A 25,863-nucleotide genomic window follows, 5' to 3' on the forward strand; every position below is an offset into this window, starting at 1 on the left:
CGGCCCGCTGTTTGACTTGGAGTGCTCGCTACGTGTTGAGCCAGACCTTCTCGACAATGCGGTAGCCGCTGAGATCGCCGCCTCCCGGGACGCTGGTGATGCCTTCTACCGATGTGTTGCTGGCAATCTGCTGATCGATGAAGATCGGGACGAGTTCGCCGCCTTCCTCGACCAGCATGACCTGCATGTCGTGATAGAGTGCCTTGCGCTTGACCTGATCGAGTTCGGAGCGCGCCGCTTCCAGTTTCTGGTCGAAGGCTCCGTTCTTCCAGAAGGTTTCGTTCCACGGCGCATTGGAGTGAAGGATTAGCGAGAGCATAGCATCGGCGGTCGGGCGGACCGACCAGTTCGATGCGCAGAACGGCTTCTTCATCCAGGTCTCTTCCCAGTAGCCATCCGAGGGAACGCGATTGACGACGATATCGATGTTGGCTTCCTTAGCGGAGAACTGGAAGAGCTGTGCTGCGTTGACGGAGCCGGGGAAGCCGTTATCCGATACGGCAAGCTCGATTGTGCCGTCGAAGCCAGCCTTCTTCATGAGGGCTGCTGCCTTTTCCGGGTCGTAAGCGTTTTTCGGGACGTCGGCGGAGAAATACGGGTCCCAAGGCGCAATTGGCGTATCGTTACCGATGATACCATCGCCGCCATAACCGTTCTTCAGGATGATATCGCGATCGATGGCGTGCTTGAGTGCCTGCCGTACGTCCAGGTTGTCGAAGGGAGCCATGTCGCACCGCATCGGAAAGCAGTACATCGTGTTTGCTTCTGTCTTGTAGAGCTTGATCGATGGTATCGCCTGCAGGCGAGTTGCCGTCTTGGGATCGAGGCGGTTGATGATGTGAGCCTGGCCGCTCATCAAAGCCGAGATACGGGCAGTGGCGTCGTTCATGGCGATTGTTTCGCAGGAATCGACAAAACCGCGATCGGGATTCCAATGATTTTCGAAGCGCTTCGTCAGTGTCCTTACACCCGGCTGAAAATTCTCGAGCGAGAAAGCGCCAGTGCCGATACCTTTGGTGAAATCGCCGTCGTTGGGACCGATGCCGAGATGATAATCGCACAGCGTGTATGGAAAGTCCGCATTCCCGCCGGCTAGTGTGATCGTGACTTCCATCGGCGCCGTTTCGCGGATGTCGGTGATGGCGAGGAGATGGCCTCTGGCACCGGACTTGGTATCAGGACCGCGATGGTGATTGATTGAGTAAATGACGTCCTTTGCGTCCAGTTCTTTGCCATTGTGGAACTGCACGCCCTTGCGGATATTGAAGCGCCACTCGGAGCCATCCGGTTTGGTGGGCTCCCAGGATTCGGCCAGCGATGGCATCAACTGGCTGTTTTCGCCAATTTCGATCAGCGTGTTGAATAGCTGAAAACCGACCGTGTACATGTAGGCTTCGGTATAGAATGCCGGATCGATGTTATCAGAGCTCGACGCGGTATCCAGACCCAGGATCAGGTGGCCGCCGCGTTTTGGCGTCTGCGCGCGGGCAAAACGGGGAAATGCGCCTGCCGCAAGGAGGCCAGCGGACGTTGCAGCGGCGCCAAGCATAAGCGAGCGTCGTGTTAGAGTTGCTCCCGAGAGCAGCTCTTCTTTGATAATCATCGTGGGGTTCCCTTGAAATGCCGATGTAAGCACCGGGCGTTTTTAGTATGGAAAAAACGATAAACCAAGGTCCCGCATATTTTCGGCTTTGGACACAGGAGCGATGGGGTTTTCAGGCAAAAAATAGACCGGAAGCGGCGAAAATATGCACTTCGACGCTGCTTCTTTGGGGCGTGAAGGCGCGGCTCTTTCCAGGCCGCATTTTTACTCGACGCCCGAATATGGCATCAAAGTTCTGTGCTTTGGTCAACATGTGCGGCGCTGGCCCTGATGGGGCTGATCACTTCGCTGAAAGGGTACGGAAATTCGATCAGAGACGATTGATGGTTCCGGCGGCTGCCATCAACAGCGGGGCAAACTGCCTGGAAAAAGATTCCGTATCCCATTCGCTTAGAGAGCCACCAACATGCAATGCCGCACGGGACGACCATCCGGCCCGCGAATAGCGGCTCCGAGTGCAATTTTCCCTGCAAAACCTCTTCGGATGCCAGCGCATAGCCGTTTTCGCGAGCTTCGATAACTTTCTCACGAATTTCCTGCGGGTCGGTGATTGCGCGCGGCGTGAACTTTCGCCGGTTGGAACGCCGGATAATCTCGTCTACTTCGTCGTCATTCAATTGTGCCATGATCGCACGGCCGCCCGAGATTGAACGCTGGAAATTGCCGTAGCGTTATTCGCATTTGATGACTGTCATAACGCAAAGACTTGGCATCTAACCAGTTGCGTGAGATTGACGGGCCAGTGGTCAGTCGCCACAATCGGGCTGCGAGGGATAGCAAATGTCCGAAGACGGCTGTGATTAGGATTTCATGAGACACCAGACAAGCCTGATCGATCGCCTGCGCATGGAGCTCCATGAGCTAAATCGGGCAGATCGTGCCGTAGCTGATGCGATCATGGAAGACATCGAAGCCGCAACGCGCATGTCGATAAGGGAATTGTCGTCGCGCGCAAAGGTAAGCGAGCCCAGCGTGATCCGATTCTCCCGTCGTATGGGCGCCGATGGGTTTTCGGATTTCAAGATTCGTCTTGCGCAGGATTATGCAATCGGGCGGATGTATATAACAGCTGAACGCACTGCACCGGCCGAGACAGGCAATGACGTTGCCGACCAGGTGTATGAAGCCACGACACAGGCTCTGGCCAGCGCGTTCGCACAGCGTGATACCGCCGCAATCGAAAACGCAGCGGGATATATTCATCGCGGACGGCGCATTTTTTGCTTTGGCGTGGGCGGGAGTTCGGCGAACGTCGCGCTTGAAGCGGAGAACCGCTTCTTCCGTCTGGATCTGGCCGTCTCGGCAACGGCCGACTCCTACAAACACCGGGTCATAGCTTCAACCGCCGATCCGGAGGACGTGTTGCTCATCTTTTCGGTGACCGGCAGACCGCGCTCTCTGGTTGACAGCGCCGAGATTGCCACAGCGCTCGGCGCATCCGTTGTCGCAGTAACCGACCCTTCAAGTCCGTTGGCTGCCAAGGCCACGGTCACGATCCCGCTTATTGCCTTTGATGAAGAGAAGTTCTTCTACATGCCCAATCGCGGCCGATACGGCCAACTCTTCGTGCTCGACTGCCTCGCTACCCTTGTCGGAGCATGGCGCCGCGACGCAGTCGGCAAGAAGCTCTGGCGCGCTCGTGCCAATCTGGCTTCGTTGCATGGCACCGCGAACAGTCAGCCAGTCGGGGACTAAGTACTTTTCCTACATTTTTATTAAGGGCCGTGGCAAGCGAAGTCCTCATCGTGCCAATTCATTGCGCGAACGAAGCGTGTTTAGAACACGAATTGCGCATCCTATTTATAGATTTTGCCAAAAATGTGTGATTTTGCGGGGCATATGAACGCAAAAGCGTTTTGCGGCTCGGTGTTGACAGGTGCGTAGGAAAACTACATCCTGATCCTGTACTTATCGCTCAGGATCACTCAATGCCGTTTGCAGACACGACAATTGTATCCTTCCGCTTTGATGAAGTGGTAGTTCCTGCCCATCCAGGCGTCATCAATTCCGATACACTCGCCAAGCCCCTTCACATGCTCCCTGTCGGCGGTAAGGCGAGCTGGAGCGTACAGTTCGACGAACTTCCCAAGCTCATCGTGCGCATGACGCTGGCCGACGGTACTGTTGGCCTTGGCGAATTCTATCGCGACCACGAATGGCCGCGCATCGAAGCGATCTGCTCGAACTTGCTGGGCATGAAGATTACGGATTTTCCGCTTCAGAAACTGCCCCTCCCGCTGTGCCGGGAATATGATGGTTTTGAATGCGCGATCTGGGATGCATATGCCAAGTCGCTGGGTATTCCCTTGCATCACCTCTTGGGTGGAGCAGTGCGCGACCGGGTGGCGGTCAGCGCCTGGTCGAGCCATCGCACTCTGGATGAGATCGGCCCCTGGGTGCGCCGCTATCAGGATCAGGGATATGACGTCGTCAAGCTGAAGTGCGATCTTGAAGATGATGTTCCGGGCTGGTGCGCACAGATTAAAGAACACGCACCGGGCATGAAGGTCATCTTCGATCCCAACCAGCGCTGGGAGAATTCCGGGAACGCGCGACCGATCATTCGCGAACTTGAAGCCGTCGGCAACGTGCTTCTTCTGGAAGATCCCATAGCGCGCTGGATGATTCAGGACATGGCCGAACTGCGAGGCTTCTCCTCGATACCGATCGTGCTTCATGTCTCGCTCCCCTACGTCTTTCAAGGACAGCGGCCTTACGAGGCTATCAACGCCTTGAAGCACAATGCGGTTGATGGGTTCAATTTCAATGGAGGGCTGGCCGGTTTCCAGTCGCTCGACCATATCGCCGCGACGGCGGGACTTTATTGCTGGCATGGGTCCGAGGTAGATCTTGGCATCATGGAAGCGATGTATGTCCACCAGTCCGCTGCCGCGCGAAGCTGCGTTTGGCCGGGAGACATTTTCGGCCGAATGATCCGCTCGCATGATCTCTTGGAAATTCCACTCGCGTTCGAGCCCCCTCATGTTCGCATTCCGTCCGATGGACCCGGTCTTGGCGTGAAGCTCGATCAGGCAGCGCTTGAGCGCTTCCGGGTCGGCGAACGCGTGATCTCCTGACAAGGCGGCAATGATGCGTTGGGAAAAACTTACCACCGACGAATTCGCGACGATCGACCGCTTGACGCCGGTCGTTCTGAACATCGCCGCCATCGAGCAGCATGGTCCTCATCTGGCGCTCGACACGGATGTGACGATCGGCGGCCATTTTCTTGACAAGGCGGAAGAACGGCTTGGCGACCAGGTACTCATCCTGCCTGCGGTGAAAGTCTGTTGCTCCGAGCATCACATGGAATTCGCGGGCACTTTGAGCGTGCGCCATGAGACGTTTCTCGCCTATGTCGGCGATATACTGGAGAGCGTGGTCCGGCATGGCTTTCGCAATATCGTCCTGTTCAACAGCCATGGTGGCAATCAGGCCGTGGGGCAGGTGTTGCTTGAATCTTTTGGTGCGCGCCATCGTGAATGCCAGGTGGCGCTTCTTACATGGTGGCGTCTTACCGCGCCGGAGCTGGAAAAAATCCGCGATAGTGATTTCGCGGGCATCAATCACGCCTGCGAGTTCGAGACATCTCTGATGCTGGCCGCGGCACCGGAAGACGTACGCAAGGAAAAGATTTGCGGCATGTCCTACCAACCGACCTTCGAATGGGCGAATTCAGACATGATCCGCGCCAATCGCGGAGCGATTTTTCGAACCATGCACACGATGTCGAACGGAACCGGCGTGGTAGGCGATCCCTCTCTGGGAAGTGCCCAAAAGGGCGAACGCATAACGCAGGTGGTGGTCGACGAGCTTGTAAGGGTTGTCGAAACACTGACAGCGCCGGTCTGATCAGTCGGAAAGTTAACATAATAAAGCGAAAAAAGGGGAAGAAGTCATGTTGAAAAAGTTCACTTTCGCCGCTCTCGGAAGCGCAGCCATTTTAGTGGGAGCATACTCGCCAGCCTTCGCGCAGGAGCGCGGCGGTGTCATCAACGTAGCCACGATCGGCGAGCTGAACACGCTCGATCCAACGGTTGCGACCGGCGATCTTTTGGGCATGGTCACACAGCATTTTTTCGAAACGCTTTATACGTTCGATGCAAACTGGAATGTGACGCCCCTTCTGGCTGCCGAAGTTCCGGAAGTTTCGGAAGGTGGAAAGGTCCACACGATCAAGCTGCGTGAAGGCGTCACCTTTCATGATGGTTCGAAAATGACATCCGAAGACGTGGTCGCCTCACTCGAACGATGGTTCAAGCTGGCTTCGCGCGGGCAACTCGTCGCTGCCAAACTCGACAAGCTCGAGGCGATCGACGATTACACAGTGCGCCTGTCGCTGACCGAACCGTTCGCTGCGCTCAATGCGCTGCTGGCCTTTAACAATTCGGCGGCAATCATTCTACCGTCCGAGAAGATCGCTGATACGTTGAGCGAATATGTCGGCACCGGCCCCTACATGATCAAGGAGCGCAGGGTCGATCAGTATCTCCAGCTCGTCCGCTTTGAAGATTACGCTGCTCGCGAAGGTGAGCCGGATGGTTTTGGTGGCGCGCGCAAGCAGTATCTGGATGAAATCCGTTTCGTGCCGGTGCCGGATGCCAACACGCGGGTCGAAGGCGCAATTGCCGGCCAATATGACTACGCCGATCTGCTCCCGGTAGAGGCCTTCGATCGGCTCGAAGGTCAGGAGAAGACAAAGCCTTTGGTGATCGACTCCTTCGGATGGCCCATGTTCATCATGAACAACAAGGAAGGCATGATGACCAGTCAAGGGTTGCGCAAGGCCGTGCAGGCCGCGTTCAATTCCGAGGACATGCTTGCTGCCGCGTTCGGCAAGCCGGAATTCTACAAAGTTGACGGTGCGCTGTACCCGGAAGGCTATCCGTGGCGCAACGAGGAGGGCCTGGAAGCCTACAACCAGGCTGACATTGAAAAGGCCAAAGCACTGGCAGAAGAAGCCGGATATGATGGCTCGCCGATACGCATTCTCACCAGCCGTCAGTACGAGTTCCATTACAAGATGGCGCAGGTGGCGGCCGAATATCTCAAGCTGGCCGGCTTTAAGGTCGATCTTGGTGTCTTTGATTGGGCGACGCTGGTTCAGCGCCGTGCCGAACCCGGCCTGTGGGATATCTTCATCACACACAGCCCGTTCCTGCCCGACCCGGCGCTTATCGCGCCGCTGCCTGCATCATATCCGGGCTGGTGGGCAAGCGAGGAAAAGGAAAAGCTTCTCAGTGCCATCAACACCGAGGTGGAAATGGACAAGCGTCTCGCCATCTGGTCGGACTTCCAGAAGCTGATCTACGAGGAAGCGCCATTCTACAAAGTCGGCGACTTCAGCTCCCTATCGGCACAGTCGCCACAGCTCGAGGGTTTTACGCCATCGGCATGGCCGTACTTCTGGAATGCCTACGTCCAGAAATAAATTTAAATCGCGGGTCAGGAACCGCAACGATTCCTGACCCATCAAGTGACGAACAGGAGACGATCGATGACACGATACGTTCTGCAGCGCTTTCTCGGAATGCTGAGCGTCATGTTCGTCGTGGTCACGATTGTCTTCATCATCGTGCGCGTGGCGCCGGGTGATCCGGCCGCTGTCATGCTGGGGCCGGATGCCACAATTGCGGATATTCAGGCCCTTCGAACGCGGCTGGGCATCGATCAGCCATTGATTGTTCAATACTTCCTTTTTCTCGGCCAGCTCGTGCGGGGCGATCTTGGACACTCCATCTTTCTTGATATGCCAGTGACGAGCGCCTTGCTCGACCGTGCCGAACCTACATTCTTCCTGACGATGTTTGCTATGCTCATAGCCAGCTGCATTGCGCTGCCGGTGGGCATCATGGCGGCTTATCGGCGTGGCAGCTTCTTCGATCAATCAGTGACGACGCTGACGATGCTTGCGGCCAGCATACCGAGCTTCTGGCTGGGCCTTATCCTGATCCAGTTCTTTGCTGTCCGGCTGGGGTGGTTCCCGGTTGCAGGATATGGCGGACCGGATGCGTCCTTCTTCACGCGGCTTACTCATCTGATGCTGCCCGCAGTGGCGCTGGGTGTCGTATCGTCGGCGCTTATCACACGCTTTACACGCGCATCTATGCTGGACGTGCTTAACGACGATTATGTTCGCACGGCGCGGTCCAAGGGTATGAGTGAATTTCGCGTAGTGCTGAAACACGCTTTCAAGAATGCGCTGATACCGGTTCTGACAGTGCTGGGACTGACCGCCGCGTTGCTCGTTTCCGGCGCAGTCGTGACGGAAACGGTGTTCAGCCTTCCCGGCATCGGCAACCTTGTTGTCTCAGCGGTGCTCAGGCGCGATTACCCGGTTATTCAGGGTGCACTGTTGGTGATTGCCGCCATCTACGTTCTGATAAATTTCGGCATCGACATGCTCTACTTGATGATAGATCCGCGAGTGCGCTACTGATGGCTGCGACCGAAGCATACGCGCCGCCGCGCCTGTCCGCCCTGATCTTTCAACGCAAGACACTCGCTATAGGCTTGATAATCCTTGCAGTTATCACGCTTCTGGCGGCGCTCGCACCGCTTGTTGCCCCGCACTCGCCCAGCCGGCTTTCGATCATCAACCGGTTGAAGCCGCCAGGTGCAGAATGGTTCTTCGGCACTGACGAGTTTGGCCGCGATGTATTCAGCCGTACGATCTATGCTGGCCAGCTCTCGCTGCTCGTAGGCGCCGCGGCTACGGCTTTCGCCTGCATCGTCGGAATAACTCTCGGCATCGTCGCGGGTTTCTTCCGCAAAGCTGATGTGATCGTATCCCGGCTGGTCGACGCCATGATGGCCTTCCCGGATATCCTGCTGGCTATCGCACTTGTCGCCGCGCTCGGACCATCGATTGGCACCGTTATTATCGCGCTCGGCGTTGTCTATGCGCCACGTCTTGCCCGTGTCGTGCGGGCCTCGACGCTCGTCATCCGCGAATTGCCTTATGTTGAAGCTGCGCGCGCGCTCGGCGTGCCAACGTGGCGGATCATGACGCGGCATGTGCTGCGTAATCTCGTCTCGCCGATACTGGTGCAGGCCACTTTCATCTTCGCATATGCGATGCTGGCTGAGGCAGGCCTTTCGTTCCTTGGCGTCGGCGTCAGTCCCGAAATCCCGACATGGGGAACGATGATCGCTTCGGGTCGCCAGTATGTCGGCCAAGCAGACTGGATGACGATCTTTCCAGGTATAGCGATCGTCCTGACCGTCCTTTCCCTTCAGCTCGTCGGCGACGGCATGCGCGATCTGCTCGATCCGCGTCTGCGAAAGGACATGTGACGATGTTGGCTTCCACTTCTCCTGCCGCAACCGCGCTTGCCGATGACATCGTGCTCAGCGCCGAAAACCTGCACACACATTTCGTTATGGGTCCGCGTGCGGCCAAGTCGGTCGATGGCGTCACGTTCAACGTTCGTCGCGGAGAAACATTGGCGGTGGTGGGCGAGTCCGGCTCCGGCAAATCGGTTACCAGCCTGTCGATCATGCGGCTGCTGGCCCATCCGGGGCGCATCGTCGACGGACGCATACTTTACCGCATGCGCGACAACTCGATTATCGATCTTGCATCGGTGAGTGAGAAACGGATGCGCAGCATTCGCGGCAGTGAGATCGCGATGATTTTCCAGGAACCGATGTCTTCGCTCAATCCTCTTTTCACGGTTGGCGACCAGATCATGGAGATGGTGCGACTTCATGAACCGGTCTCACGCAAGGAGGCGCGTGCGCGGGCGCTGGAAATGTTGGAACTGGTAGAGATTCCAGCGGCCGCCAAACGCATCGACCAGTATCCGCACGAAATGTCTGGCGGCATGCGTCAACGGGTTATGATTGCGCTGGCGCTCGCCTGCCGGCCGGCACTGCTGATAGCAGATGAGCCGACGACTGCCCTTGACGTGACGATCCAGGCCCAGATTCTAGATCTGATGCGCCGGCTCCAGCGCGAAATAGGCATGAGTATCCTGTTCGTAACGCACAATCTGGGCGTTGTGGCCGAGATCGCCAATGAGGTCGCGGTGATGTATGCGGGCCGGGTGGTAGAGCAGGCGCGTGTGAATGATCTGTTTGCCCGGCCGCGGCATCCCTACACCAAAGGTCTGCTTGCCTGCATTCCCAACCCGAAACGCGATAGGGAGCCAGACGGAACGCGCCGCATGCTCGATCCGATACCCGGAAGTGTGCCGAGCATCATGTCACTGCCGCAGGGCTGTACGTTTGCTCCTCGCTGTCCGCTGGCAGAACCCGCCTGCGAAGCCGAACCGCCTGCGCTGCAAGTGGCCTCCGAAAAGCACCTGACACGGTGCCGGAGGTTCGAACTCCTGTGAGCTCTTCCATGTATCCCCAAAATGAAAAGCCTGACGTCTTGCTGGCGGTCCGCGGCCTCCAGAAGGGGTTCGACACGAAGAATGGCGTGGTCAAGGCCGTGGATGACGTATCCTTCGAGGTGCGGCGCGGCGAGATTCTCGGCATTGTCGGGGAATCGGGCTCCGGCAAGACGACTGCCGGGAGAGCAATTTTGCGCCTCGTCGAGCCGACCTCCGGTGAAGCGATCTTCGACGGCGTCGATCTTTTCAAGCTCTCAGAAAAGGAACTGCGCACCTATCGGCGGCGTATGCAGATCATTTTCCAGGACCCGTATTCGAGCCTGAACCCGCGCATGCGGGTCGGCGAGATCATCGGCGAGGCGATCGATACGCACCGGCTGGCAAAGGGACAGGCACGCAAGGACAGGATCGAGCAATTGCTTGTGAGAGTTGGCTTGTCCGCCGAACATGCGCGGCGCTATCCCAACGAGTTTTCAGGTGGACAACGACAGCGCATCGGCATAGCTCGCGCCCTTGCGGTGGAGCCTGAGTTGATCATCGCCGACGAACCTGTTTCCGCACTCGACGTGTCCGTGCAAGCGCAGGTGCTGAACCTTATCCACCAACTACAGCGGGAACTCGGCCTGACGATGGTCTTTATCTCGCATGATCTGACAGTCGTAGAATATCTCTGCGATCAGATCGTGGTCATGTACTTGGGCAGGGTTATGGAGAAGGGGCCATCCCGGTTGGTTTATGCCGCGCCGCGCCATCCCTATACGCGGGCGCTTCTGGCCACCGCGCCAATTCCTGACCCAACTGTAAAGCGTGAGCGCGTCATCCTGCAGGGCGATATACCGAGCCCACTCGATCCGCCATCTGGATGTGTTTTTCGCACGAGATGCCCGTATGCAATCGAAGCTTGCGCTAACACAGTGCCGATCGGTGAAGACGTGGGGCCTGGTCACAGTGTTGCCTGCATCCGGCACGCCGAACTCGCCAATTGAAAGGTCCAGCCGACATGACCCCCGCCGCCCGGCTTGAAGCTCTTGGTATCGTTTTGCCTCCGCCGCCAGCGCCGATCGCAAACTATGTCCCGTATGTGATTGATGGAAACATGCTGTATTTATCGGGGCAGGGACCACGCGAAGCAGATGGTACATTACGCACCGGCAAAGTCGGTAGCGATGTTACGATCGAACAGGCCTACAACGATGCGCGCCTTACCGGGCTCAATCTTTTGTCGGTCATCCAGGCCGCGCTGGGAGATCTTGGCCGCGTACGACAGATTATCAAGCTGCTCGGCATGGTGAATGCAGTTTCCGATTTCGCCCAGCATCCGAAGGTCATCAACGGATGTTCCGATTTGTTGATCGAAGTCTTCGGCGACGATGGTCGACACGCCAGGTCTGCGGTCGGCTTCGGCTCTCTGCCGGATAACATCACCGTCGAGATCGAAGCTATCGTCGCTGTCAGGAGCTAGTGCATATTCAGAATGGAACTCGAAAGGTTCGCGCTTCGCGAGCCTGTGACGCAAAGCTCTGAAGACGTACTGATCGGCCATGGAAGCGACCGACGACCTCTTCCAGAATCTGGATCATTTGCGAAACCGTTCTCGACGTTGCCATGGCGGATGCTATCGGCCTTCTGGACTGCCTGGCGCACGGGCCAGCTTCAAAAAGATGAACGTGCGGCTTACGGTTGGCGAGCGGCGATGACTTCATCTAACCAACCTGCCTGCATATCCGGCACGGAATCCAGAAGAAGCTGCGTGTACGGCTGATGCGGCGGTGAAAGTACGTCTTCCTTCAGCCCTTGCTCTACGATTTTGCCTTGGTGCATGACGACAACGTCATCTGCTATTGCGCGGACGGTTGCGAGATCGTGCGTGATGAACAAATATGACACGCCAAGCTTGGCCTGAAGTGCGACGAGCATCTTCAGGATTTCCGCCTGCACGATCTGGTCCAGCGCCGATGTGACCTCGTCACAGACGATAATTTCCGGTTCTGCTGCCAACGCACGAGCGATTGCGATGCGCTGGCGCTGACCGCCTGAAAGCTGGCTCGGCAACCGATCAATAAAGGAGGCATCGAGCTCGACGGTCTTTAGCAATTCAACTATGCGCTCGGTTCGCTTGGCACCGGAAAGCCCGTGGTAGAAGTTAAGTGGTCGACCGATGATTTTTCTAACCGCGTGGCGCGGGTTTAGCGCGCTTTCGGCGGACTGGTAGATGATTTGGATTTTCCGAAGCGTATCCTTCGATCTTTGCCGCACCAGAGGCGGGCAGGTCTCGTTTCTGAAGTGAATGGTGCCGCTGTCGGGTTGCAGCAGACCCGCAATTGCACGGCCAAGGGTAGATTTTCCTGACCCGGATTCGCCCACAAGCGCAACTGTCTGTCCGCGCCCGACGGTTAGAGAAACATCCTTGAGAACCTGCAGCGTTCCATACGACGCGCTCAGATCGTTTACGCGCAAAAGTTCGGGAGCATCCACTCCCGGCTCGACGGGAATGTCGTGAACGGCCCAGAGCGATTTTGTGTAGTGATGCTCGGGGTGCTCGAGAATTTGCGCAACCGGGCCTTCTTCGACAGCCTCGCCATGGCGAAGCACCATGATGCGGTCCGCCATTTGCGCGACGATGGCCAAATCATGTGTGATGTAGAGAGCCGATACGCCGAACTCTTTTATCGCCTGACGAATGGAAATCAGAACCTCGACCTGAGTGGTCACATCGAGTGCGGTGGTGGGCTCGTCGAAAACGATGAGATCCGGATTGCAGATCATTGCCATCGCCGTCATGGCGCGCTGTAGCTGACCGCCAGAAACCTGATGCGGATACCGGCGCCCGAACTTTTCTGGTTCGGGCAGTTGCAGTGCTCGAAACAGGCTGATGGCCTTTGCCTCGGCGTCTGGCCTGCTCTTTCCGCCACGCGAGACAGCGGCCTCGACGATCTGATCCATCAGCCGGATTGCGGGGTTAAAAGATGCAGCAGCGCTTTGCGCGACATAGGCAATTCGGACCCCGCGCAATGCGCGTTTGCGAGGCTCCGTTAATTGAAGCAAGTCCTGCTGCTTAAACTCGATGCTGCCGGATTTTATGCGGCAGCCCTGCCGGACATAGCCAAGTGCTGCCAGACCTATCGTCGATTTTCCGGCACCGGATTCGCCGACCAGCCCGAGAACCTCGCCGGTTTTCAGCTCGAAGCTTACGCCCTTGACGATCTCGGCCCATTTGTCGTCCGCTTTGGCTTCGATACGAAGATCTGAAACCTTCAGTACGACGCTGTCGGCATTGGCCGGCCGACTAGCGATCATCGTCGGAAAGACCACTTGATTCATTCAAAAACCAATCTGCGATGAAGTTGACGGCAACGGTCAGCAGCGCAATCGCAGCCGCCGGGATGAGAGGCGTGATGTCGCCGCTGCTGATCAGTGCTGCGTTGTCGCGCACCATGGAGCCCCATTCCGCCATTGGCGGCTGCAACCCGACGCCGAGGAATGACAGCGCCGCGATTGCGAGAAACACGAAGCAGAAGCGAAGGCCGAATTCGGAGATCAGCACTGGCATGATGTTCGGCAATATTTCCTGCGTGACGATCCACGGCAGCTTTTCGCCACGCGCATGTGCGGCTTCCACGAACTCCAGCGTTACGACGTTGAGAGCGGCGGCGCGTGAAAGGCGGAAAATGCGCGTGGAGTCGATGATTGCGATGATGACGATGAGATTGAAAATGCTGGAGCCGAATATGGCGAGCAGCATCAATGTGAAAATCAAATCCGGGATCGACATGACTGAATCGACGAACCGGCTTAGCACCTGATCGACCACCCCGCGCAGAACTGCCGCAACGATGCCGAGGCATCCGCCGATTATGAAGGCGAGCAACGTCGTCACGAAAGCGATGCCGATCGAGTTGCGCGCACCGAAAATCAGGCGGCTGAACAGATCGCGCCCTAGCTGATCTGTGCCGAAGATGAACTGGCTGTTCCAAGGCTCGAACGGGGTTTGCGAAACGACCTGATACTCGCCGTAAGGCGCGATGAGCGGCGCGAACACTGCCGCAATCAGATAAATGGACAGCACGATCATGCCGAACCATGCGGTCGGCGGCGCGCGGCGAAGACGGCGTCTGGCGCCTGCAAAAAAGCTGCGGGTTGGCTCTGGGCGATCTATTTCGGACAATGCCATTTCGATCCTCAGCGCGGATGGAGGAGTCTGGGATTGCTGACGATAGAGATGATGTCCGCAATCAGATTGAGCAGAATGTAGGTCACCGAAAAGATCAACGCGCATGCCTGTATGACCGGGATGTCGCGGTTGCGGACTGCATCGACCATCGTCTGCCCAATTCCCGGATAGACAAACACGACCTCGATCACCACGACGCCTGCGATCAGGTAGGCGAGGTTGAGCGCCACCACGCTCGCGATCGGGCCGATGACATTGGGCAGTGCGTGGCGAATGACGACACGCGCGGCGGATTCACCCTTGAGCTGCGCCATCTCGATGAATGGACGCGACATGATACCGATGATCGCGGCGCGCGTGTTGCGCATCATGTGAGCGAGGATGACGAGCGTGAGCGTCAGAACTGGCAGGACCATTCGGGTCAACTGCTCGCCTATGCCCATGCTGGGACGAATGCTGGATAGTGATGGAAACCAATGCAGATTGATCGCGAAGATCAGCATGATGATGTAGGCGAAGAAGAACTCCGGAATTGAAATCGATGCAAGGCTCGACGCGCTGAGAATGCGGTCGGGAAATCGATTGCGATAAAGTGCAGCCACGATGCCAAGTCCGACTGCCAGCGGCACTGCGATAAGAGCAGTCAGCGACGCCAGATAAAGCGTGTTGAGCAATCGCGGCCCGATAATGTGGCCGACAGGTCGCGACGAAAAGGATTGACCGAAATCACCCATCAAAGCGTTGCCGAGCCACGAAAGATAACGCTGATACCAAGGCAGGTTCAGCCCAAGCTGCTCGCGAAAAGCGGCAACCGTATCGGGAGTGGCTGAGCGGCCGAGGATCGATGTCGCGAAGTCGCCCGGCAACATGCTGACGGCCAGAAATATCACGAAGGAGACGATTAGCAGACTGAGAAAGCCGAGCGCTATGCGTTGCAGCAGCATGTAGGCGATTGGATGTGTCGTCGTACTCACGGCGATCCCTTTAATCCATCACCGCGCCAGGCATGCAATCGACTTGCTGTCCCAGCGCGATAACTTTGTGGCCACATCTCGTGGTCAGAAACAATAGCCTAGACCAGCCACCAACGCTCGGTCATGCGAAGGTTGTCACATGGGAAGATGCCGCCGATTGTGCCGTGGCCGATCTTTTTGGACATACCGTAGTTCCAGTTGACGAAGGCCAGCGTAAGCATTCCGCCATCATCATGCACGATCTGCTGCATTTCGGCATATTGGGCGGCGCGCTTGTCCTGATCTGTTTCCGCACGTGCCTCGATCAGCAGCTCGTTGAAGCGCGGATTTTTCCAATGCGTGCTGTTCCAAGGTGCGTCTGCTGCAAGCACCGTCGAGAAGAGCCAATCGCAAGTGGCGCGACCATACCAATCGACACCGCTGAACGGCTTCTTGAGCCAGACATTTTCCCAATAACCATCGTCGGCTTCGCGAACGATGTTGATATTGATGCCCGCCTTGGCAGCCTGTTCCTTGTAGAGCACAGCCGCATCGATACAGCCGGGAAAAGCGGCCTCGGACACGGACAGATCGACATCGACCGAGGTCAGGCCCGCCTTCTTCAGATGCTCTTTTGCTTTTTCGATATCGTATGCGTATTGCGGTGTCGGGTCCTTGTAGAAAGGCATTGCCGATGCGACCGGCGTATCGTTGCCGACCTTGCCTTCGCCAAGGAACACTTTTCGCAAAATGTCTTCGCGGTCGATGGCATATTTCAGGGCAAGGCGAACGTCGAGATTGTCGAAAGGCGCGACCGACGTATCCATGTCGAATGTGAAGTGCCGAAGGCTCGGCACGCGCTCGATCACAAGTTCCGAATTGCGCTGAACCAAGGGCATGTTCTTCACTTCGAGATCGTTCATGAAGTCGATCTCGCCGGTGACGAACGCGTTCGTACGCGCTGTCGGATCCGTGATCGCGATGAATTCGAACTCGTCAAGATAAGGCTTGTTGTCCTTATGATAGTTGGGGTTGCGCGTCATTTTGATTGACGAGCCGGGCTCGAAATCTTCCAGTTTGAAACTGCCTGTGCCGACACCCTTTTGCCAGTCGATGCCGCCGCCTTCTTTCGCCTGCATAATCGAAAGGTGATAATCGGCAACGAGGTAAGGGAAGTCGGCGCTGCCTGAGTTCAGCGTGAAAACGACGTTGTTTTCGCCGTCCTTGTCGATGCTCGCGACCTGCGACAGGATGGCCTTGGCGCCCGACGTCGAGCTTTCACCCATATGGAAACGGAACGATTCCTGTACGTCCTCGACAGTCAGGCTCTTCCCATCGTGGAAAGTGACGCCATTGCGAAGCTTGAACACCCACTTCTTTGCGTCGTCGCTGGGTTCGAAGCTTTCTGCCAGATCGCCAATGATGGTTCCATCTGCCGCGATCTCGGTCAGGTTGTTGCACAGCGATCCGTTGAATGCCGCCTGCGCAAAGCTTGCCGGCCATGTGCCCGGATCAAGTGTGTCGTTCTGCGATGCATCGGACATACCGAAGCGGGCAAAGCCGCCTTTTTTCGGCTCGTCTGCCGCGAATGCGAGATTTGAAATGGCGCTGTTGCTGAAGCCCGCGGCGGCGAGAAGGGCGGTGGAGCGTCCGAGAAACTCCCGGCGTGAAATCTGGCCTTTTTGGAAGCGTTCGGCCCAATAGCTGAATTCAGACATGGCTAACTCCTCGAAATGCCTGTTCCCCTTTTGGCTGACCACAAGACAGGCGCTTCGCGGCAAGCATTTTTATGGCAGATGTCCCTCTTGAATGGCGACTTTTTCTGCACTCGATCCAACGCTAATCAGAGCGAAAACGTTTGTCAATGATTTCTGACTGACCAATCAATCATTTTCATTGACAGGCATTTGCCGCGTTGCATAGGCTGCGAAAAAAAGGGGAAAGATACTATGGACGCCGATATCTGCTATCTCTCTGCGACCGAGGCTCTGCAGCGGTTTCGAGATCGTACGCTTTCTCCCGTCGAGTTGCTTGAAGCGCAATTGAAACGCATCGACGATACGTCCGACACGGTCAACGCGACAAGTTTTGTCTATGCCGATGAAGCGCTGGATTTGGCGCGTGACGCCGAGCGGCGCTATGGTTCATCCGATGGCAGGCTGCGGCCTCTGGACGGCATTCCAACCGCGATCAAGGATGAGAGCGGAATTGCCGGAAAAGTCACGACCTATGGCTCGCTGATCTACAAGGATGCGGTGGCGGAAACCACCAGCACTGTTGTTCAACGCTTGATGGATTCCGGCGCGATCGTGCACAGCAGGACAACCACGCCGGAGTTTTCCTGCGAAGGCGTTACCCACTCAAAACTCTGGGGCGTAACCCGCAATCCCTGGAACCTCGACTTTACGCCGGGCGGTTCATCCGGTGGCGCAGGCGCGTCTCTCGCAGCAGGCCTGACCACGCTTGCCAACGGCTCTGACATTGGTGGCTCGATTCGAATACCGGCGTCGGCCTGCGGCGTCGTTGGCTATAAACCGCCTTACGGCCGCAACCCGTCGTCCTCGCCATTCAACCTCGATCCCTACAATCACCCCGGGCCAATGGCGCGTTCCGTGGAAGATTGTCTGCTCATGCAAAACATCATGTGCGGGCCTGACGCGAAAGACATTGCTTCGCTTCGACCAAAGCTGACCATGACAGATGGTCGAAGCGGTATCAAAGGCTGGAAGATCGCCTATTCTCTGGACCTTGGATACTTCGAGGTGGACGAGGAGGTGCGGCGCAACACTCTGGCTGCTCTGGATGTTTTTCGTTCGCTCGGTGCTACGGTGGAGGAGGTCGATCTCGGCTGGACAAAGGATAGCGAGCGTGCGGCCTACAGCCATCTGCAAACCATATTTGGATCATGGATCGCCGAATATCTCGACACAAAGGCAGATTTGCTGACCGCCTATGCCCGCCATTTTGCGGAGGGTGCGCGCGGCACGACATGCAACGATTTCCTCAAATCGATGTACAAGGCCGGTGAGATGTACGCATCGCTGGGGCCAATCCTGGAAACGCATCAGATACTCATTTGCCCAACGCTTGCGGTTCCGGCGGTAGCTGCGGATTTCGAGCCTTCGACGGACAAGATTGTCATCAACGGTAAGGAAGTTCATCCGTCTATCGGCTGGCCCATGACCTATCCTTTCAACATGATGAGCCGTTGCCCGGTTTTGAGTGTGCCTTCCGGGCGAGCGTCGAATGGCGTGCCGACGGGCATCCAGATCGTGGGACAAACCTATAGTGACGAGACGGTATTTACGGCGGGGCTTGCCTATGAACAAGCGGTCGGTGGCTGGTATGGCAAGCCGCAGGATCGCCCTGCAATTCCCGCTGCAATCTGATCGAGGCGGGTTTTCATGAAAACAGTCTACTCGCCCCTTCACAGCCTGCAGAATGCGGAAGCGGAGTTCATTCGCGGCAAGCGCGTGCCGAGCTTCGAGATGCCGCGTCGCGCAGAACTCGTGCTCGAACGCATAAAAAAAGTCTTCGGCGCCGAAATTATCGAACCGCGCGATTTCGGCACAGCACCGCTCGTCAAAGTTCACGACGAGGCGCTGGTCACGTTTTTATCGGCCTTCTGGGAACGCTGGTCGGCAGAAAATGGCAAGGTCGATGCCTTCCCGAATGCCTGGCCACCGCCGCGTTCTCATCGAATGGAAACGCAACGCATAGGCGCTGAGCTTGGGCGCTATTGCATCGACATGAGCAGCCCGATCATGGAAGGCACGTGGCAGGCCGTGTCAGCATCCGCCAATGTCGCTCTTACCGCGCAGGAGTTGGTGTCCGGTATCGATGGATCAGCCTTCGCCTTGTGCCGTCCTCCGGGGCATCATGCTGGCCGGGATTATTTTGGCGGCTATTGCTTCATCAACAACGCGGCGGTCGCAGCACAGGCTTTCCGCGACAAGGGTGCCGCGAAAGTCGCCGTGCTTGATGTCGATTACCATCACGGCAATGGCACGCAGGACATTTTCTACGACCGGTCAGACGTGTTGACCGTCTCGCTCCATGCCGACCCGAAACTCGAATACCCCTATTACATGGGCTATGCCGATGAGACAGGCAGCGGCGCAGGCGAGGGGTTCAACGCCAATTTCCCTCTGCCATGGGGCACGGACTATGATGCCTATGGCGAGGCATTGGATGCCGCACTCTCCCGAATAAGCAAATTCGGTGCAGAAGCGCTGGTCGTATCTCTTGGAGTAGATACGTTTGACGGCGACCCGATCTCGAAATTCAAACTGCAGAATGCGGATTTTTCGGCAATCGGCCGCAGCATAGCTACCCTGCGTTTGCCAACGTTGTTCGTGATGGAAGGCGGGTATGCTGTCGAGGATATAGGCGTAAACGTCGTGAATACGTTAAGCGGATTCAAGGAAGCGTTCGCCAGATAAGGCTCGACGCTCAGAAATCGTCGGGAAATATCGATTGAAGGTAGAACAGGCAGGCTTTTTTCCCGGCATCGTGGCCCGAAGTGCCGATCTGCCCGAAAACCTGGCCGGAAATCCACAATCCATCGATCATCGCATTCAAGCTTCTGGCGACCAATGCGGGATCGAGCTTGATGTTGCGTTGGCTGGCGAGGGCTTCGATGTCGGCCTTCACGACCTCGTCGTAACGTGACTTCAATTCCGCGCAACGCCGTTGATATTCCGGGTTGCGCACGGCTTCGGCCCAAAACGCCGTAAATACCGCAATATGCCCGGCATCCGACATTGTCGTATCGAAATCCAGCTCGATCATGGCGCGCAGCCGCGCGGCAGGCGTGCCATGTTCCGGCTGGAGCAAAGTGCGGTCGTATTCCTCGACCATATAGTCGAGCGCGGCCAAGGTAATTCCTTCCTTGGACTTGAAATGGAAAGAGACGACGCCGTAGCTGCAACCGGCTTCATTGGCGATGTCGTTCATCGTCACGCCGGTCAGCCCCTTGCGCGCGATAACCTTGAGGGCCGCTTCCAGAAGCGAGCGACGGCGCTCGATCACCTGATCTTCACGCGACGGCGCACGTCGGGCTTTTGGCGAAGATCCAGTCTTTGCCGGTGTCTGATCCATTTTCCCTAAACACTCTGCTCGTATTCTAAGCTGATCTGGTAGCAGTTTCCATCAAGGTCCGACAAGGTTAGGCATCCTCGAATGCTACGGGATGGGGTCCAGGCCCAGAAAACGTTGTGCATTGTCGTGCAGCCATTTCCGGCGCACGACTTCATCGATCGGCAATGCTTTAACTTCCGCCAAGGCCCGTTCCGGTGCGAGCATTGGAAATGCCGTCCCGAATATGATTTTGTCCTGCAGCAATGTGCGGCCATATTGCAGCAACGGCTCGTAGCCGGAATGCGCTTTTGCCAGCAAGGCAGGGCGCACAGCCAAAAGCCCGATCCATAGATTAGGATGCCGCCAGGCGACGCCGATCAATTCATTGACCCACGGCCAGCCGGGCGGAGAAGCACAGACCTTCATATCCGGGAAATCGACCATTACGTCGTCGAGATATTCCGGCTTTCCGAATTTCATTGGCGTGGCGGTCGAGAAATTAATGCCGCAATGAATATTGACCGGAATGCCAAGCTCAACAGCCTTCTCGTAAAGCGGATAAAGCATGCGGTCGTTTGGACATAATTTCAGTTCGAAGCACTGCAGATTCAGCCCACGCAGGCCGTATTCGCGAACGGCCCGTTCCAGTTCTTCGACTGCCGTTTTGCCCTTATGTGGATCGACGCCAGCAAAGCCGATGTAGCGCGGTCCGTTTTCCGAGCAGAAGGAAGCGACCGTCTCATTCGAAATCTTGAAGCCGAACGTCGTTTCGACGTCGCGTGCTTTCAAAACAACATGGCGCGCGACGAGCCGCTCATAGGTTTCCAGATAGCCTTGCAGATCCTGAGCGGCATCTGATTTCGCGGATTGCTTTTCGCTGGCCGCGTAAACGCGCCGGTAGTTCTGAAGATGCGGTGCAGCACCTTCAAACCCGGGGGCAGGTGGGCGGCTGGAGAAGTCGATCCACATCACGAATGACGCCAGCGACGGCGCTCCGACAAAATGACACGCGCTGCATTGTGACCCGGAACGCCGGTGACACCGCCACCCGGATGCGCAGATGCACCACAGATATAGAGGTTTTTGACCGGCGTCCTATAATCGGCATATTGCGCTGCCGGACGCCGGAAGAAAATCTGGTCCGTGCTGATCTCGCCGTGATGGACGTGGCCATTCGGAAGATCGAAAATACGCTCGAGATCTAGCGGCGTGAGAATCTGGCGATGCAGGATGCGCTTTTCGAGATCGGGAGAATATTCCCGCAGAACCTTCATGACCGTATCATAGAGTTCTTCACGTCTGCTGTCCCAGTCACCCTCGCGCAACGTATAAGGTGCATGGCCGCCGAAAATGTTCATCACATGATGACCGGCAGGCGCAAGCGTCGGATCGACCACGCTCGGTGTCTTGACGATCAGGAACGGGTTTTCCGAAATGCGGCCATAGCGGCCATCATCATGCGCCTGATCCATGTAATCGACGCTCGGCCCGATTGTGAGCTGCACCGGGTAGCCGTTTGGCGATGCGGACGGAAATGCCGGCAATCCATCCAGTGCCAGATTGATACGGAAGACGGTGGACTCCGTACGGAAATCCTCGATCTGTTTTACGAAAGGTGCAGGAAGCGCGTCTTTCGACAGAAGTTTGAGAAACGTCGTTTTTGCGTTGGCATTTGCGATAACGATCTTCGCATGAATTGCCTCGGCATCGGCAAGTTGCACGCCGTATGCGGAGCCGTTTTTCACAAGAATTTTTTCGACTGGGGCATCGGTTCGAACGACCATGCCATGCGCCTCCCCGGAACGTCGGATCGCGTTCGAGATTTCGCCCATGCCGCCCTTGATCAGGCCCGATGGTCCCGCCGGTGTGTTCTGGTCGCGCACAACCGAGCGCACGAGCATGTATGCCGATCCGGGAGAACGAAGGCTTGAATTGCCACCGCCACCGCCAGCAAAGAAGCCCAGAACCAGCTTGACTTCATCGGCTTCGAACCAGCGGCTCAAATAGTCATATGCGCTGAGCGTGAGCAGGTCATAGATGTCGTAGAATTTCGAGCCGATCTTGCGAAAACGCCAGACGAATTGTGCAAGTTTTGCGAGATCGCGCGGCGATTTTGCACCGGGATCGACGGGCGTCTCGAACAAAAGTTGCTTCAGGAAGGGCGCCAATCCCAAAAGATGGTCGCGATAGGCAGGGTAAGCCTTAGCGTCTTTTTCAGAAAATTTCGTGATTTCCGCGCAAAATCTGTCGATCGAACCCCAGTTCGTGAAGGTTTCGCCGTTGCCCAGCGGAAAAACTGTCGACGGCGTGTCGAGCACTTCGTAACCGTATTTCTGAAGCTCGAGATCGAGGATCACCTTGGGCTGCAACAGACCCATAATGTACGAAGCGGTGGAGACCTTGTAACCCGGCCAAACCTCTTCCGTGACAGCCGCGCCGCCAACCAGGCCGCGCCGTTCAAGAATGCAGACTTTGACACCTGCGCGCGCCAGATAGGCGCCACAGACGAGTCCGTTGTGACCGCCGCCGACAATGACAGCATCGAAGGTTTCGGCCATTTTTCTCCCCTTAAAGCCAGCGGTTTTCGACGCGATCGAAACTGCCGGCCCGAAGGTCGTCAGTTTCCTTCACAAGCAACTGCTTGGCGATTTTCAGCGAAACGGTGCGCGGAAACTCATCGCGAAACACATAGAAGCGCGGCACCTTGAACGGTGCTAACTGTCGTTTGGCGGCTTCGATGATGGTCGCCAGCGTATCGTCGCTCCAGACGGTTTCGTCCTTGAGCTTGATATACGCTTTGACCTCTTCACCGCGTAGCGCGTCGGGCACTCCGATGACGGCTGCTTCGGCCACGACAGGCACCGCGTTGAGTACGGACTCAACTTCGCGCGCCGCAATGTTTTCCGCGCTGCGGCGGATCATGTCCTTCTTGCGCCCGACGATCGTGTGGAACCCGTTTTCATCGACCTGGAAGAGATCGCCCGTGCGAAACCAGCCATCGCTGAACGCGGCTTTTGTGGCTTCGGGGTTGTTGTAGTAACCAAGCATGATGCCGGGTCCGCGGATCAGCAATTCGCCGATCTCGCCTGCAGCAAGCGTGTTGCCTTCATCGTCAACGACCTTGCATTCGCGGAAGGGGCAGGGCACGCCGCAAGACCCGGAGCCGACCATGTCGGAGCGTTCGATGGGCATGAACATCGCTGGACCGGTCTCGGTCATCCCGAAGGCTTCGCGCGCATTGAGATCGTATCGCGCCTCAAGTCCTGCGTGGAGATCCCGCGGAACGCCGTAGACATTCGCGCGCATGATTTCCGTATGCGGGTCATCTGCATGCGCTGGCTGGCTGTGCAGAACCCAAGGCAGCAGACAGAAATTGATGCGATAACCGCGCACCCATTCCATGAAGCGGCTGGTGCTCTGTCTGGCGGCAACGAACAGCGTACCACGCTGATAAAGCGTCATCAGCAAGAGCCACTGAGGGTCCATATAGAAAAATGGCGTTGAGGCCAGAATGCGCTCATAGCGTCGTCCGTCGCGGAAGGCGTTCACCTTGCCGGCGCTGATCCAATAGCGCTGGCTGAGCATGCAGCCCTTCGGAAAACCTGTGGTGCCGGACGTATATTGAATATTCAGCAGGTCGTCGTGAGTAACAGGCTCCGGCGCGTCGAATGTATCGCTTGGCGTTGAAGCCAGCTCATCCCAATTCACAGCGCCAGCCAGCGTATCACCGACGATAATCGTCTGGGCGAGATAAACCTTGATCACGCCGTCTTCGCGTGCCGCATTCACCACGTCCATGCAATCGCGGTGCGCAACCACGAAAGTTACTTCGGCATCATTGACGACATGCGCCAACTCGCGTTCGCGGTAGCTGATGTTGGTTGGCACCATGACGGCGCCTATGCGGCCAAGGGCCAGCCATGTCAGCGGCATTTCGGGGATGTTGGGGAGCATCACGGCGACATGCGTTCCCTTGACGATGCCGAGCTTGATGAACTGCGTTGCCAGCCCGTTCACCACGCGACGCATTTCCGCGTAGGTGATCGTCCGCCCGTCTTCAAAGAAGTTCCAAAGAAGCTGATCGCCCGCAGCGTCTGCGGCCTCGTCGATCAGCGCGCCGATGTTTGCGGGCAACTGCTCCGCCTCTATGCGACGCCGCCTTTCGGCGACGCCGGGAACCTGCTGAGAAAGTACCTCCGCCCGGCTCATTAGTGGGCGAACCACACGGCTTTGAAGTCCGTGTATTTGTCGAGCGCATGAAGCGACTTGTCTCGTCCGAAACCGGACTGCTTGAACCCACCGAATGGAACCGACATCAGTCCCCGGTCGAAGCAATTCACCCACACCACACCGGCACGAATGGCCTTCGCCGCGCGATGCGCCTTCTTGACGTCGTTCGTCCAGACACCAGCGGCCAGACCATAAATCGTGTCGTTGGCGACGGTCATCGCCTCGTCGAAATCGCGCACGGTTATAGTGGCCAGAACCGGCCCGAATATCTCTTCGCGCGCGATTTTCATCTGGTTGGATACGCCGTCGAAGACCGTCGGTTCGATGAAATAGCCGCCGCTTTCCTGACGCACACGGTTGCCGCCGGCGATAATCTTGGCGCCGCCCGCGACACCTTCCTCTATATAGCCAAGCACGCGCGACATCTGCTCTTCGGTAACGATGGAGCCGAGCTTCGTTGCCGCATCGAGCGGATCGGAAGGCACCAGCGCGTTTGCCTGCTGAAGAACTTTCTCAAGGAACTTGTCCTTGATCTTGTCTTCCACGATCAGCCGCGATCCGGCATTGCAGACCTGGCCCGAATTGCCGAAAATACCGGCCGCCACCGTGCGGGCGGCAGCATCCAGATCATCGCAATCCGCAAGCACGATCTGTGGAGACTTTCCGCCAAGTTCGAGCCCGATGCGCTTGATGTTGGACTGGCCGGAATACTGCATGAAGTAGCGCCCGACTTCGGTCGAACCTGTGAAGCCCACGCAATCGACATCCATGTGCAAGCCAAGCGCTTTGCCTGTCACATGCCCAAGGCCGGGCAGTACGTTCAGAACGCCTTTCGGCAGTCCGGCATCAAGTGCCAGTTGGGCAATGCGCAGAGCGGTGAATGGTGATTGTTCGGCGGGCTTGAGGATAACCGAATTGCCGGTCGCAAGCGCCGGTCCAAGCTTCCATGCAGCCATAGACAACGGGTAATTCCACGGCACGACGGCGGCGACGATGCCGACCGGTTCGCGCACGACCATCGTCGTCATGTCGTCTGCCGTCACGGCGACTTCGCCATAAACCTTGTCGATCGCTTCCGCGTACCAGGCGATGCAGTTTGCAGCACTTGGAATGTCGCCATTCGTGCTGTTGGTGATTGGCTTGCCGACATTAAGGGTTTCGAGAAGACCGAGTTCGTCACGGTTTTGCAGCAGAAGTTCGGAAAAGCGCAGCAGAACCTTCTTGCGCTCTGCCGGTGCCGCGCGAGACCATACGCCGGATTCGAACGCCCTGCGTGCCGACTTAACTGCGAAATCGACATCGGCTGGACCGCAAGCTGCAACCTTGGCAATGATCTTGCCGCTGCCTGGATAGACGCAATCGAAGGTTTCGCCCGATTGAGCTTCGACATAGGCACCGTCGATGAATGCCTTGCCCGGCAATTTGATCTGTTCAGCGCGTTGGTGCCAGTTCGGTTTGATTTCGGCGTTCATGAGCGTGTTCCCCGTC

General features: G+C 57.0%; 22 protein-coding genes. 11 read left to right on the forward strand and 11 right to left on the reverse strand.

Annotated features, from left to right (window positions below):
* Positions 1 to 28: 28 nt before the first annotated feature.
* Both ABFT80_RS12970 and ABFT80_RS12975 read right to left on the reverse strand, forming a co-directional pair.
* Entirely contained in the window at positions 29 to 1,603 is a 1,575-nt protein-coding gene (locus ABFT80_RS12970; RefSeq protein WP_347972347.1) for an ABC transporter substrate-binding protein, read from the reverse strand.
* A 227-nt stretch (positions 1,604 to 1,830) separates the two neighbouring features.
* On the reverse strand, positions 1,831 to 2,229 hold the full coding sequence (locus ABFT80_RS12975) for an IclR family transcriptional regulator domain-containing protein (RefSeq protein WP_347972348.1): 399 nt from the start codon (positions 2,227 to 2,229) through the stop codon (positions 1,831 to 1,833).
* Positions 2,230 to 2,413: 184 nt separating this feature from the next.
* Here ABFT80_RS12975 and ABFT80_RS12980 point away from each other — a divergent pair, with 184 nt between their 5' ends.
* The 9 genes from ABFT80_RS12980 (at position 2,414) to ABFT80_RS13020 (ending at position 11,404) form a co-directional block, all read left to right on the forward strand.
* On the forward strand, positions 2,414 to 3,298 hold the full coding sequence (locus ABFT80_RS12980) for a MurR/RpiR family transcriptional regulator (protein WP_347972349.1): 885 nt from the start codon (positions 2,414 to 2,416) through the stop codon (positions 3,296 to 3,298).
* A gap of 233 nt (positions 3,299 to 3,531) precedes the next feature.
* Positions 3,532 to 4,680, forward strand: coding sequence for a mandelate racemase/muconate lactonizing enzyme family protein (locus tag ABFT80_RS12985; RefSeq protein WP_347972350.1), 1,149 nt, complete (start codon positions 3,532 to 3,534; stop codon positions 4,678 to 4,680).
* Between the two features lie 10 nt (positions 4,681 to 4,690).
* Positions 4,691 to 5,455, forward strand: a complete 765-nt coding sequence (locus ABFT80_RS12990) for a creatininase family protein (RefSeq protein WP_347972351.1) — start codon at positions 4,691 to 4,693, stop codon at positions 5,453 to 5,455.
* A gap of 49 nt (positions 5,456 to 5,504) precedes the next feature.
* Positions 5,505 to 7,034, forward strand: a complete 1,530-nt coding sequence (locus ABFT80_RS12995; RefSeq protein WP_455189935.1) for an ABC transporter substrate-binding protein — start codon at positions 5,505 to 5,507, stop codon at positions 7,032 to 7,034.
* Positions 7,035 to 7,100: 66 nt separating this feature from the next.
* Positions 7,101 to 8,042, forward strand: coding sequence for an ABC transporter permease (locus ABFT80_RS13000; RefSeq protein WP_347972353.1), 942 nt, complete (start codon positions 7,101 to 7,103; stop codon positions 8,040 to 8,042).
* Entirely contained in the window at positions 8,042 to 8,899 is an 858-nt protein-coding gene (locus ABFT80_RS13005; RefSeq protein WP_347972354.1) for an ABC transporter permease, read from the forward strand. Before ABFT80_RS13000 ends, ABFT80_RS13005 begins: the two co-directional genes overlap by 1 nt.
* Positions 8,900 to 8,901: 2 nt before the next feature.
* On the forward strand, positions 8,902 to 9,942 hold the full coding sequence (locus ABFT80_RS13010; RefSeq protein WP_347972355.1) for an ABC transporter ATP-binding protein: 1,041 nt from the start codon (positions 8,902 to 8,904) through the stop codon (positions 9,940 to 9,942).
* An 8-nt stretch (positions 9,943 to 9,950) separates the two neighbouring features.
* Positions 9,951 to 10,928, forward strand: a complete 978-nt coding sequence (locus ABFT80_RS13015; protein WP_347972356.1) for an ABC transporter ATP-binding protein — start codon at positions 9,951 to 9,953, stop codon at positions 10,926 to 10,928.
* Positions 10,929 to 10,942: 14 nt separating this feature from the next.
* Positions 10,943 to 11,404: a RidA family protein gene (locus tag ABFT80_RS13020; protein ID WP_347972357.1), complete on the forward strand. Its 462-nt coding sequence runs from the start codon at positions 10,943 to 10,945 to the stop codon at positions 11,402 to 11,404.
* A 212-nt stretch (positions 11,405 to 11,616) separates the two neighbouring features.
* On the opposite strand, the gene ABFT80_RS13025 is transcribed toward ABFT80_RS13020, so the two are convergent.
* The 4 genes from ABFT80_RS13025 to ABFT80_RS13040 form a co-directional block, all read right to left on the reverse strand.
* Positions 11,617 to 13,263, reverse strand: a complete 1,647-nt coding sequence (locus tag ABFT80_RS13025; protein ID WP_347972358.1) for an ABC transporter ATP-binding protein — start codon at positions 13,261 to 13,263, stop codon at positions 11,617 to 11,619.
* A complete protein-coding gene (locus ABFT80_RS13030; RefSeq protein WP_347972359.1) occupies positions 13,229 to 14,113 on the reverse strand; it encodes an ABC transporter permease in 885 nt (294 codons plus the stop codon). Before ABFT80_RS13030 ends, ABFT80_RS13025 begins: the two co-directional genes overlap by 35 nt.
* An 8-nt stretch (positions 14,114 to 14,121) precedes the next feature.
* The gene (locus ABFT80_RS13035) at positions 14,122 to 15,087 is read right to left on the reverse strand and encodes an ABC transporter permease (protein ID WP_347972360.1); all 966 of its coding nucleotides are present in this window, start codon (positions 15,085 to 15,087) and stop codon (positions 14,122 to 14,124) included.
* A 98-nt stretch (positions 15,088 to 15,185) separates the two neighbouring features.
* The gene (locus ABFT80_RS13040; RefSeq protein ID WP_347972361.1) at positions 15,186 to 16,784 is read right to left on the reverse strand and encodes an ABC transporter substrate-binding protein; all 1,599 of its coding nucleotides are present in this window, start codon (positions 16,782 to 16,784) and stop codon (positions 15,186 to 15,188) included.
* 231 nt (positions 16,785 to 17,015) lie between these two features.
* Between ABFT80_RS13040 and ABFT80_RS13045 the strand changes: the two genes are divergently transcribed.
* Entirely contained in the window at positions 17,016 to 18,455 is a 1,440-nt protein-coding gene (locus ABFT80_RS13045; protein ID WP_347972362.1) for an amidase, read from the forward strand.
* Between the two features lie 15 nt (positions 18,456 to 18,470).
* The gene (locus ABFT80_RS13050) at positions 18,471 to 19,508 is read left to right on the forward strand and encodes a histone deacetylase family protein (RefSeq protein ID WP_347972363.1); all 1,038 of its coding nucleotides are present in this window, start codon (positions 18,471 to 18,473) and stop codon (positions 19,506 to 19,508) included.
* Between the two features lie 10 nt (positions 19,509 to 19,518).
* On the opposite strand, the gene ABFT80_RS13055 is transcribed toward ABFT80_RS13050, so the two are convergent.
* The 5 genes from ABFT80_RS13055 to ABFT80_RS13075 form a co-directional block, all read right to left on the reverse strand.
* Positions 19,519 to 20,166, reverse strand: coding sequence for a TetR family transcriptional regulator C-terminal domain-containing protein (locus ABFT80_RS13055; RefSeq protein WP_347972364.1), 648 nt, complete (start codon positions 20,164 to 20,166; stop codon positions 19,519 to 19,521).
* An 84-nt stretch (positions 20,167 to 20,250) separates the two neighbouring features.
* Positions 20,251 to 21,114, reverse strand: coding sequence for an amidohydrolase family protein (locus tag ABFT80_RS13060; RefSeq protein WP_347972548.1), 864 nt, complete (start codon positions 21,112 to 21,114; stop codon positions 20,251 to 20,253).
* On the reverse strand, positions 21,114 to 22,703 hold the full coding sequence (locus tag ABFT80_RS13065) for a phytoene desaturase family protein (protein WP_347972365.1): 1,590 nt from the start codon (positions 22,701 to 22,703) through the stop codon (positions 21,114 to 21,116). The genes ABFT80_RS13060 and ABFT80_RS13065 overlap by 1 nt, the downstream gene beginning before the upstream one ends.
* 10 nt (positions 22,704 to 22,713) lie before the next feature.
* The gene (locus tag ABFT80_RS13070) at positions 22,714 to 24,354 is read right to left on the reverse strand and encodes a class I adenylate-forming enzyme family protein (protein ID WP_347972366.1); all 1,641 of its coding nucleotides are present in this window, start codon (positions 24,352 to 24,354) and stop codon (positions 22,714 to 22,716) included.
* The gene (locus ABFT80_RS13075) at positions 24,354 to 25,847 is read right to left on the reverse strand and encodes an aldehyde dehydrogenase (protein ID WP_347972367.1); all 1,494 of its coding nucleotides are present in this window, start codon (positions 25,845 to 25,847) and stop codon (positions 24,354 to 24,356) included. The genes ABFT80_RS13070 and ABFT80_RS13075 overlap by 1 nt, the downstream gene beginning before the upstream one ends.
* Positions 25,848 to 25,863: the final 16 nt, after the last annotated feature.

The organism is Foliimonas ilicis (assembly GCF_039939195.1).
Classification (GTDB): Bacteria; Pseudomonadota; Alphaproteobacteria; order Rhizobiales; family Rhizobiaceae; genus Foliimonas; species Foliimonas ilicis.

What these genes read in the sequence shown, in the direction of transcription:
- ABFT80_RS13020 (WP_347972357.1), top strand. Translation starts at nt 10,943, where the DNA reads ATGACCCCCGCCGCCCGGCTTGAAGCTCTTGGTATCGTTTTGCCTCCG.
- ABFT80_RS13025 (WP_347972358.1), bottom strand. Translation starts at nt 13,263, where the DNA reads ATGAATCAAGTGGTCTTTCCGACGATGATCGCTAGTCGGCCGGCCAAT.
- ABFT80_RS13060 (WP_347972548.1), bottom strand. Translation starts at nt 21,114, where the DNA reads ATGTGGATCGACTTCTCCAGCCGCCCACCTGCCCCCGGGTTTGAAGGT.
- ABFT80_RS13040 (WP_347972361.1), bottom strand. Translation starts at nt 16,784, where the DNA reads ATGTCTGAATTCAGCTATTGGGCCGAACGCTTCCAAAAAGGCCAGATT.
- ABFT80_RS13045 (WP_347972362.1), top strand. Translation starts at nt 17,016, where the DNA reads ATGGACGCCGATATCTGCTATCTCTCTGCGACCGAGGCTCTGCAGCGG.
- ABFT80_RS13005 (WP_347972354.1), top strand. Translation starts at nt 8,042, where the DNA reads ATGGCTGCGACCGAAGCATACGCGCCGCCGCGCCTGTCCGCCCTGATC.
- ABFT80_RS12985 (WP_347972350.1), top strand. Translation starts at nt 3,532, where the DNA reads ATGCCGTTTGCAGACACGACAATTGTATCCTTCCGCTTTGATGAAGTG.
- ABFT80_RS12990 (WP_347972351.1), top strand. Translation starts at nt 4,691, where the DNA reads ATGATGCGTTGGGAAAAACTTACCACCGACGAATTCGCGACGATCGAC.
- ABFT80_RS13065 (WP_347972365.1), bottom strand. Translation starts at nt 22,703, where the DNA reads ATGGCCGAAACCTTCGATGCTGTCATTGTCGGCGGCGGTCACAACGGA.
- ABFT80_RS13070 (WP_347972366.1), bottom strand. Translation starts at nt 24,354, where the DNA reads ATGAGCCGGGCGGAGGTACTTTCTCAGCAGGTTCCCGGCGTCGCCGAA.
- ABFT80_RS13050 (WP_347972363.1), top strand. Translation starts at nt 18,471, where the DNA reads ATGAAAACAGTCTACTCGCCCCTTCACAGCCTGCAGAATGCGGAAGCG.
- ABFT80_RS13055 (WP_347972364.1), bottom strand. Translation starts at nt 20,166, where the DNA reads ATGGATCAGACACCGGCAAAGACTGGATCTTCGCCAAAAGCCCGACGT.
- ABFT80_RS12980 (WP_347972349.1), top strand. Translation starts at nt 2,414, where the DNA reads ATGAGACACCAGACAAGCCTGATCGATCGCCTGCGCATGGAGCTCCAT.
- ABFT80_RS12975 (WP_347972348.1), bottom strand. Translation starts at nt 2,229, where the DNA reads ATGGCACAATTGAATGACGACGAAGTAGACGAGATTATCCGGCGTTCC.
- ABFT80_RS13075 (WP_347972367.1), bottom strand. Translation starts at nt 25,847, where the DNA reads ATGAACGCCGAAATCAAACCGAACTGGCACCAACGCGCTGAACAGATC.
- ABFT80_RS13015 (WP_347972356.1), top strand. Translation starts at nt 9,951, where the DNA reads ATGTATCCCCAAAATGAAAAGCCTGACGTCTTGCTGGCGGTCCGCGGC.
- ABFT80_RS13010 (WP_347972355.1), top strand. Translation starts at nt 8,902, where the DNA reads ATGTTGGCTTCCACTTCTCCTGCCGCAACCGCGCTTGCCGATGACATC.
- ABFT80_RS13000 (WP_347972353.1), top strand. Translation starts at nt 7,101, where the DNA reads ATGACACGATACGTTCTGCAGCGCTTTCTCGGAATGCTGAGCGTCATG.
- ABFT80_RS13030 (WP_347972359.1), bottom strand. Translation starts at nt 14,113, where the DNA reads ATGGCATTGTCCGAAATAGATCGCCCAGAGCCAACCCGCAGCTTTTTT.
- ABFT80_RS12970 (WP_347972347.1), bottom strand. Translation starts at nt 1,603, where the DNA reads ATGATTATCAAAGAAGAGCTGCTCTCGGGAGCAACTCTAACACGACGC.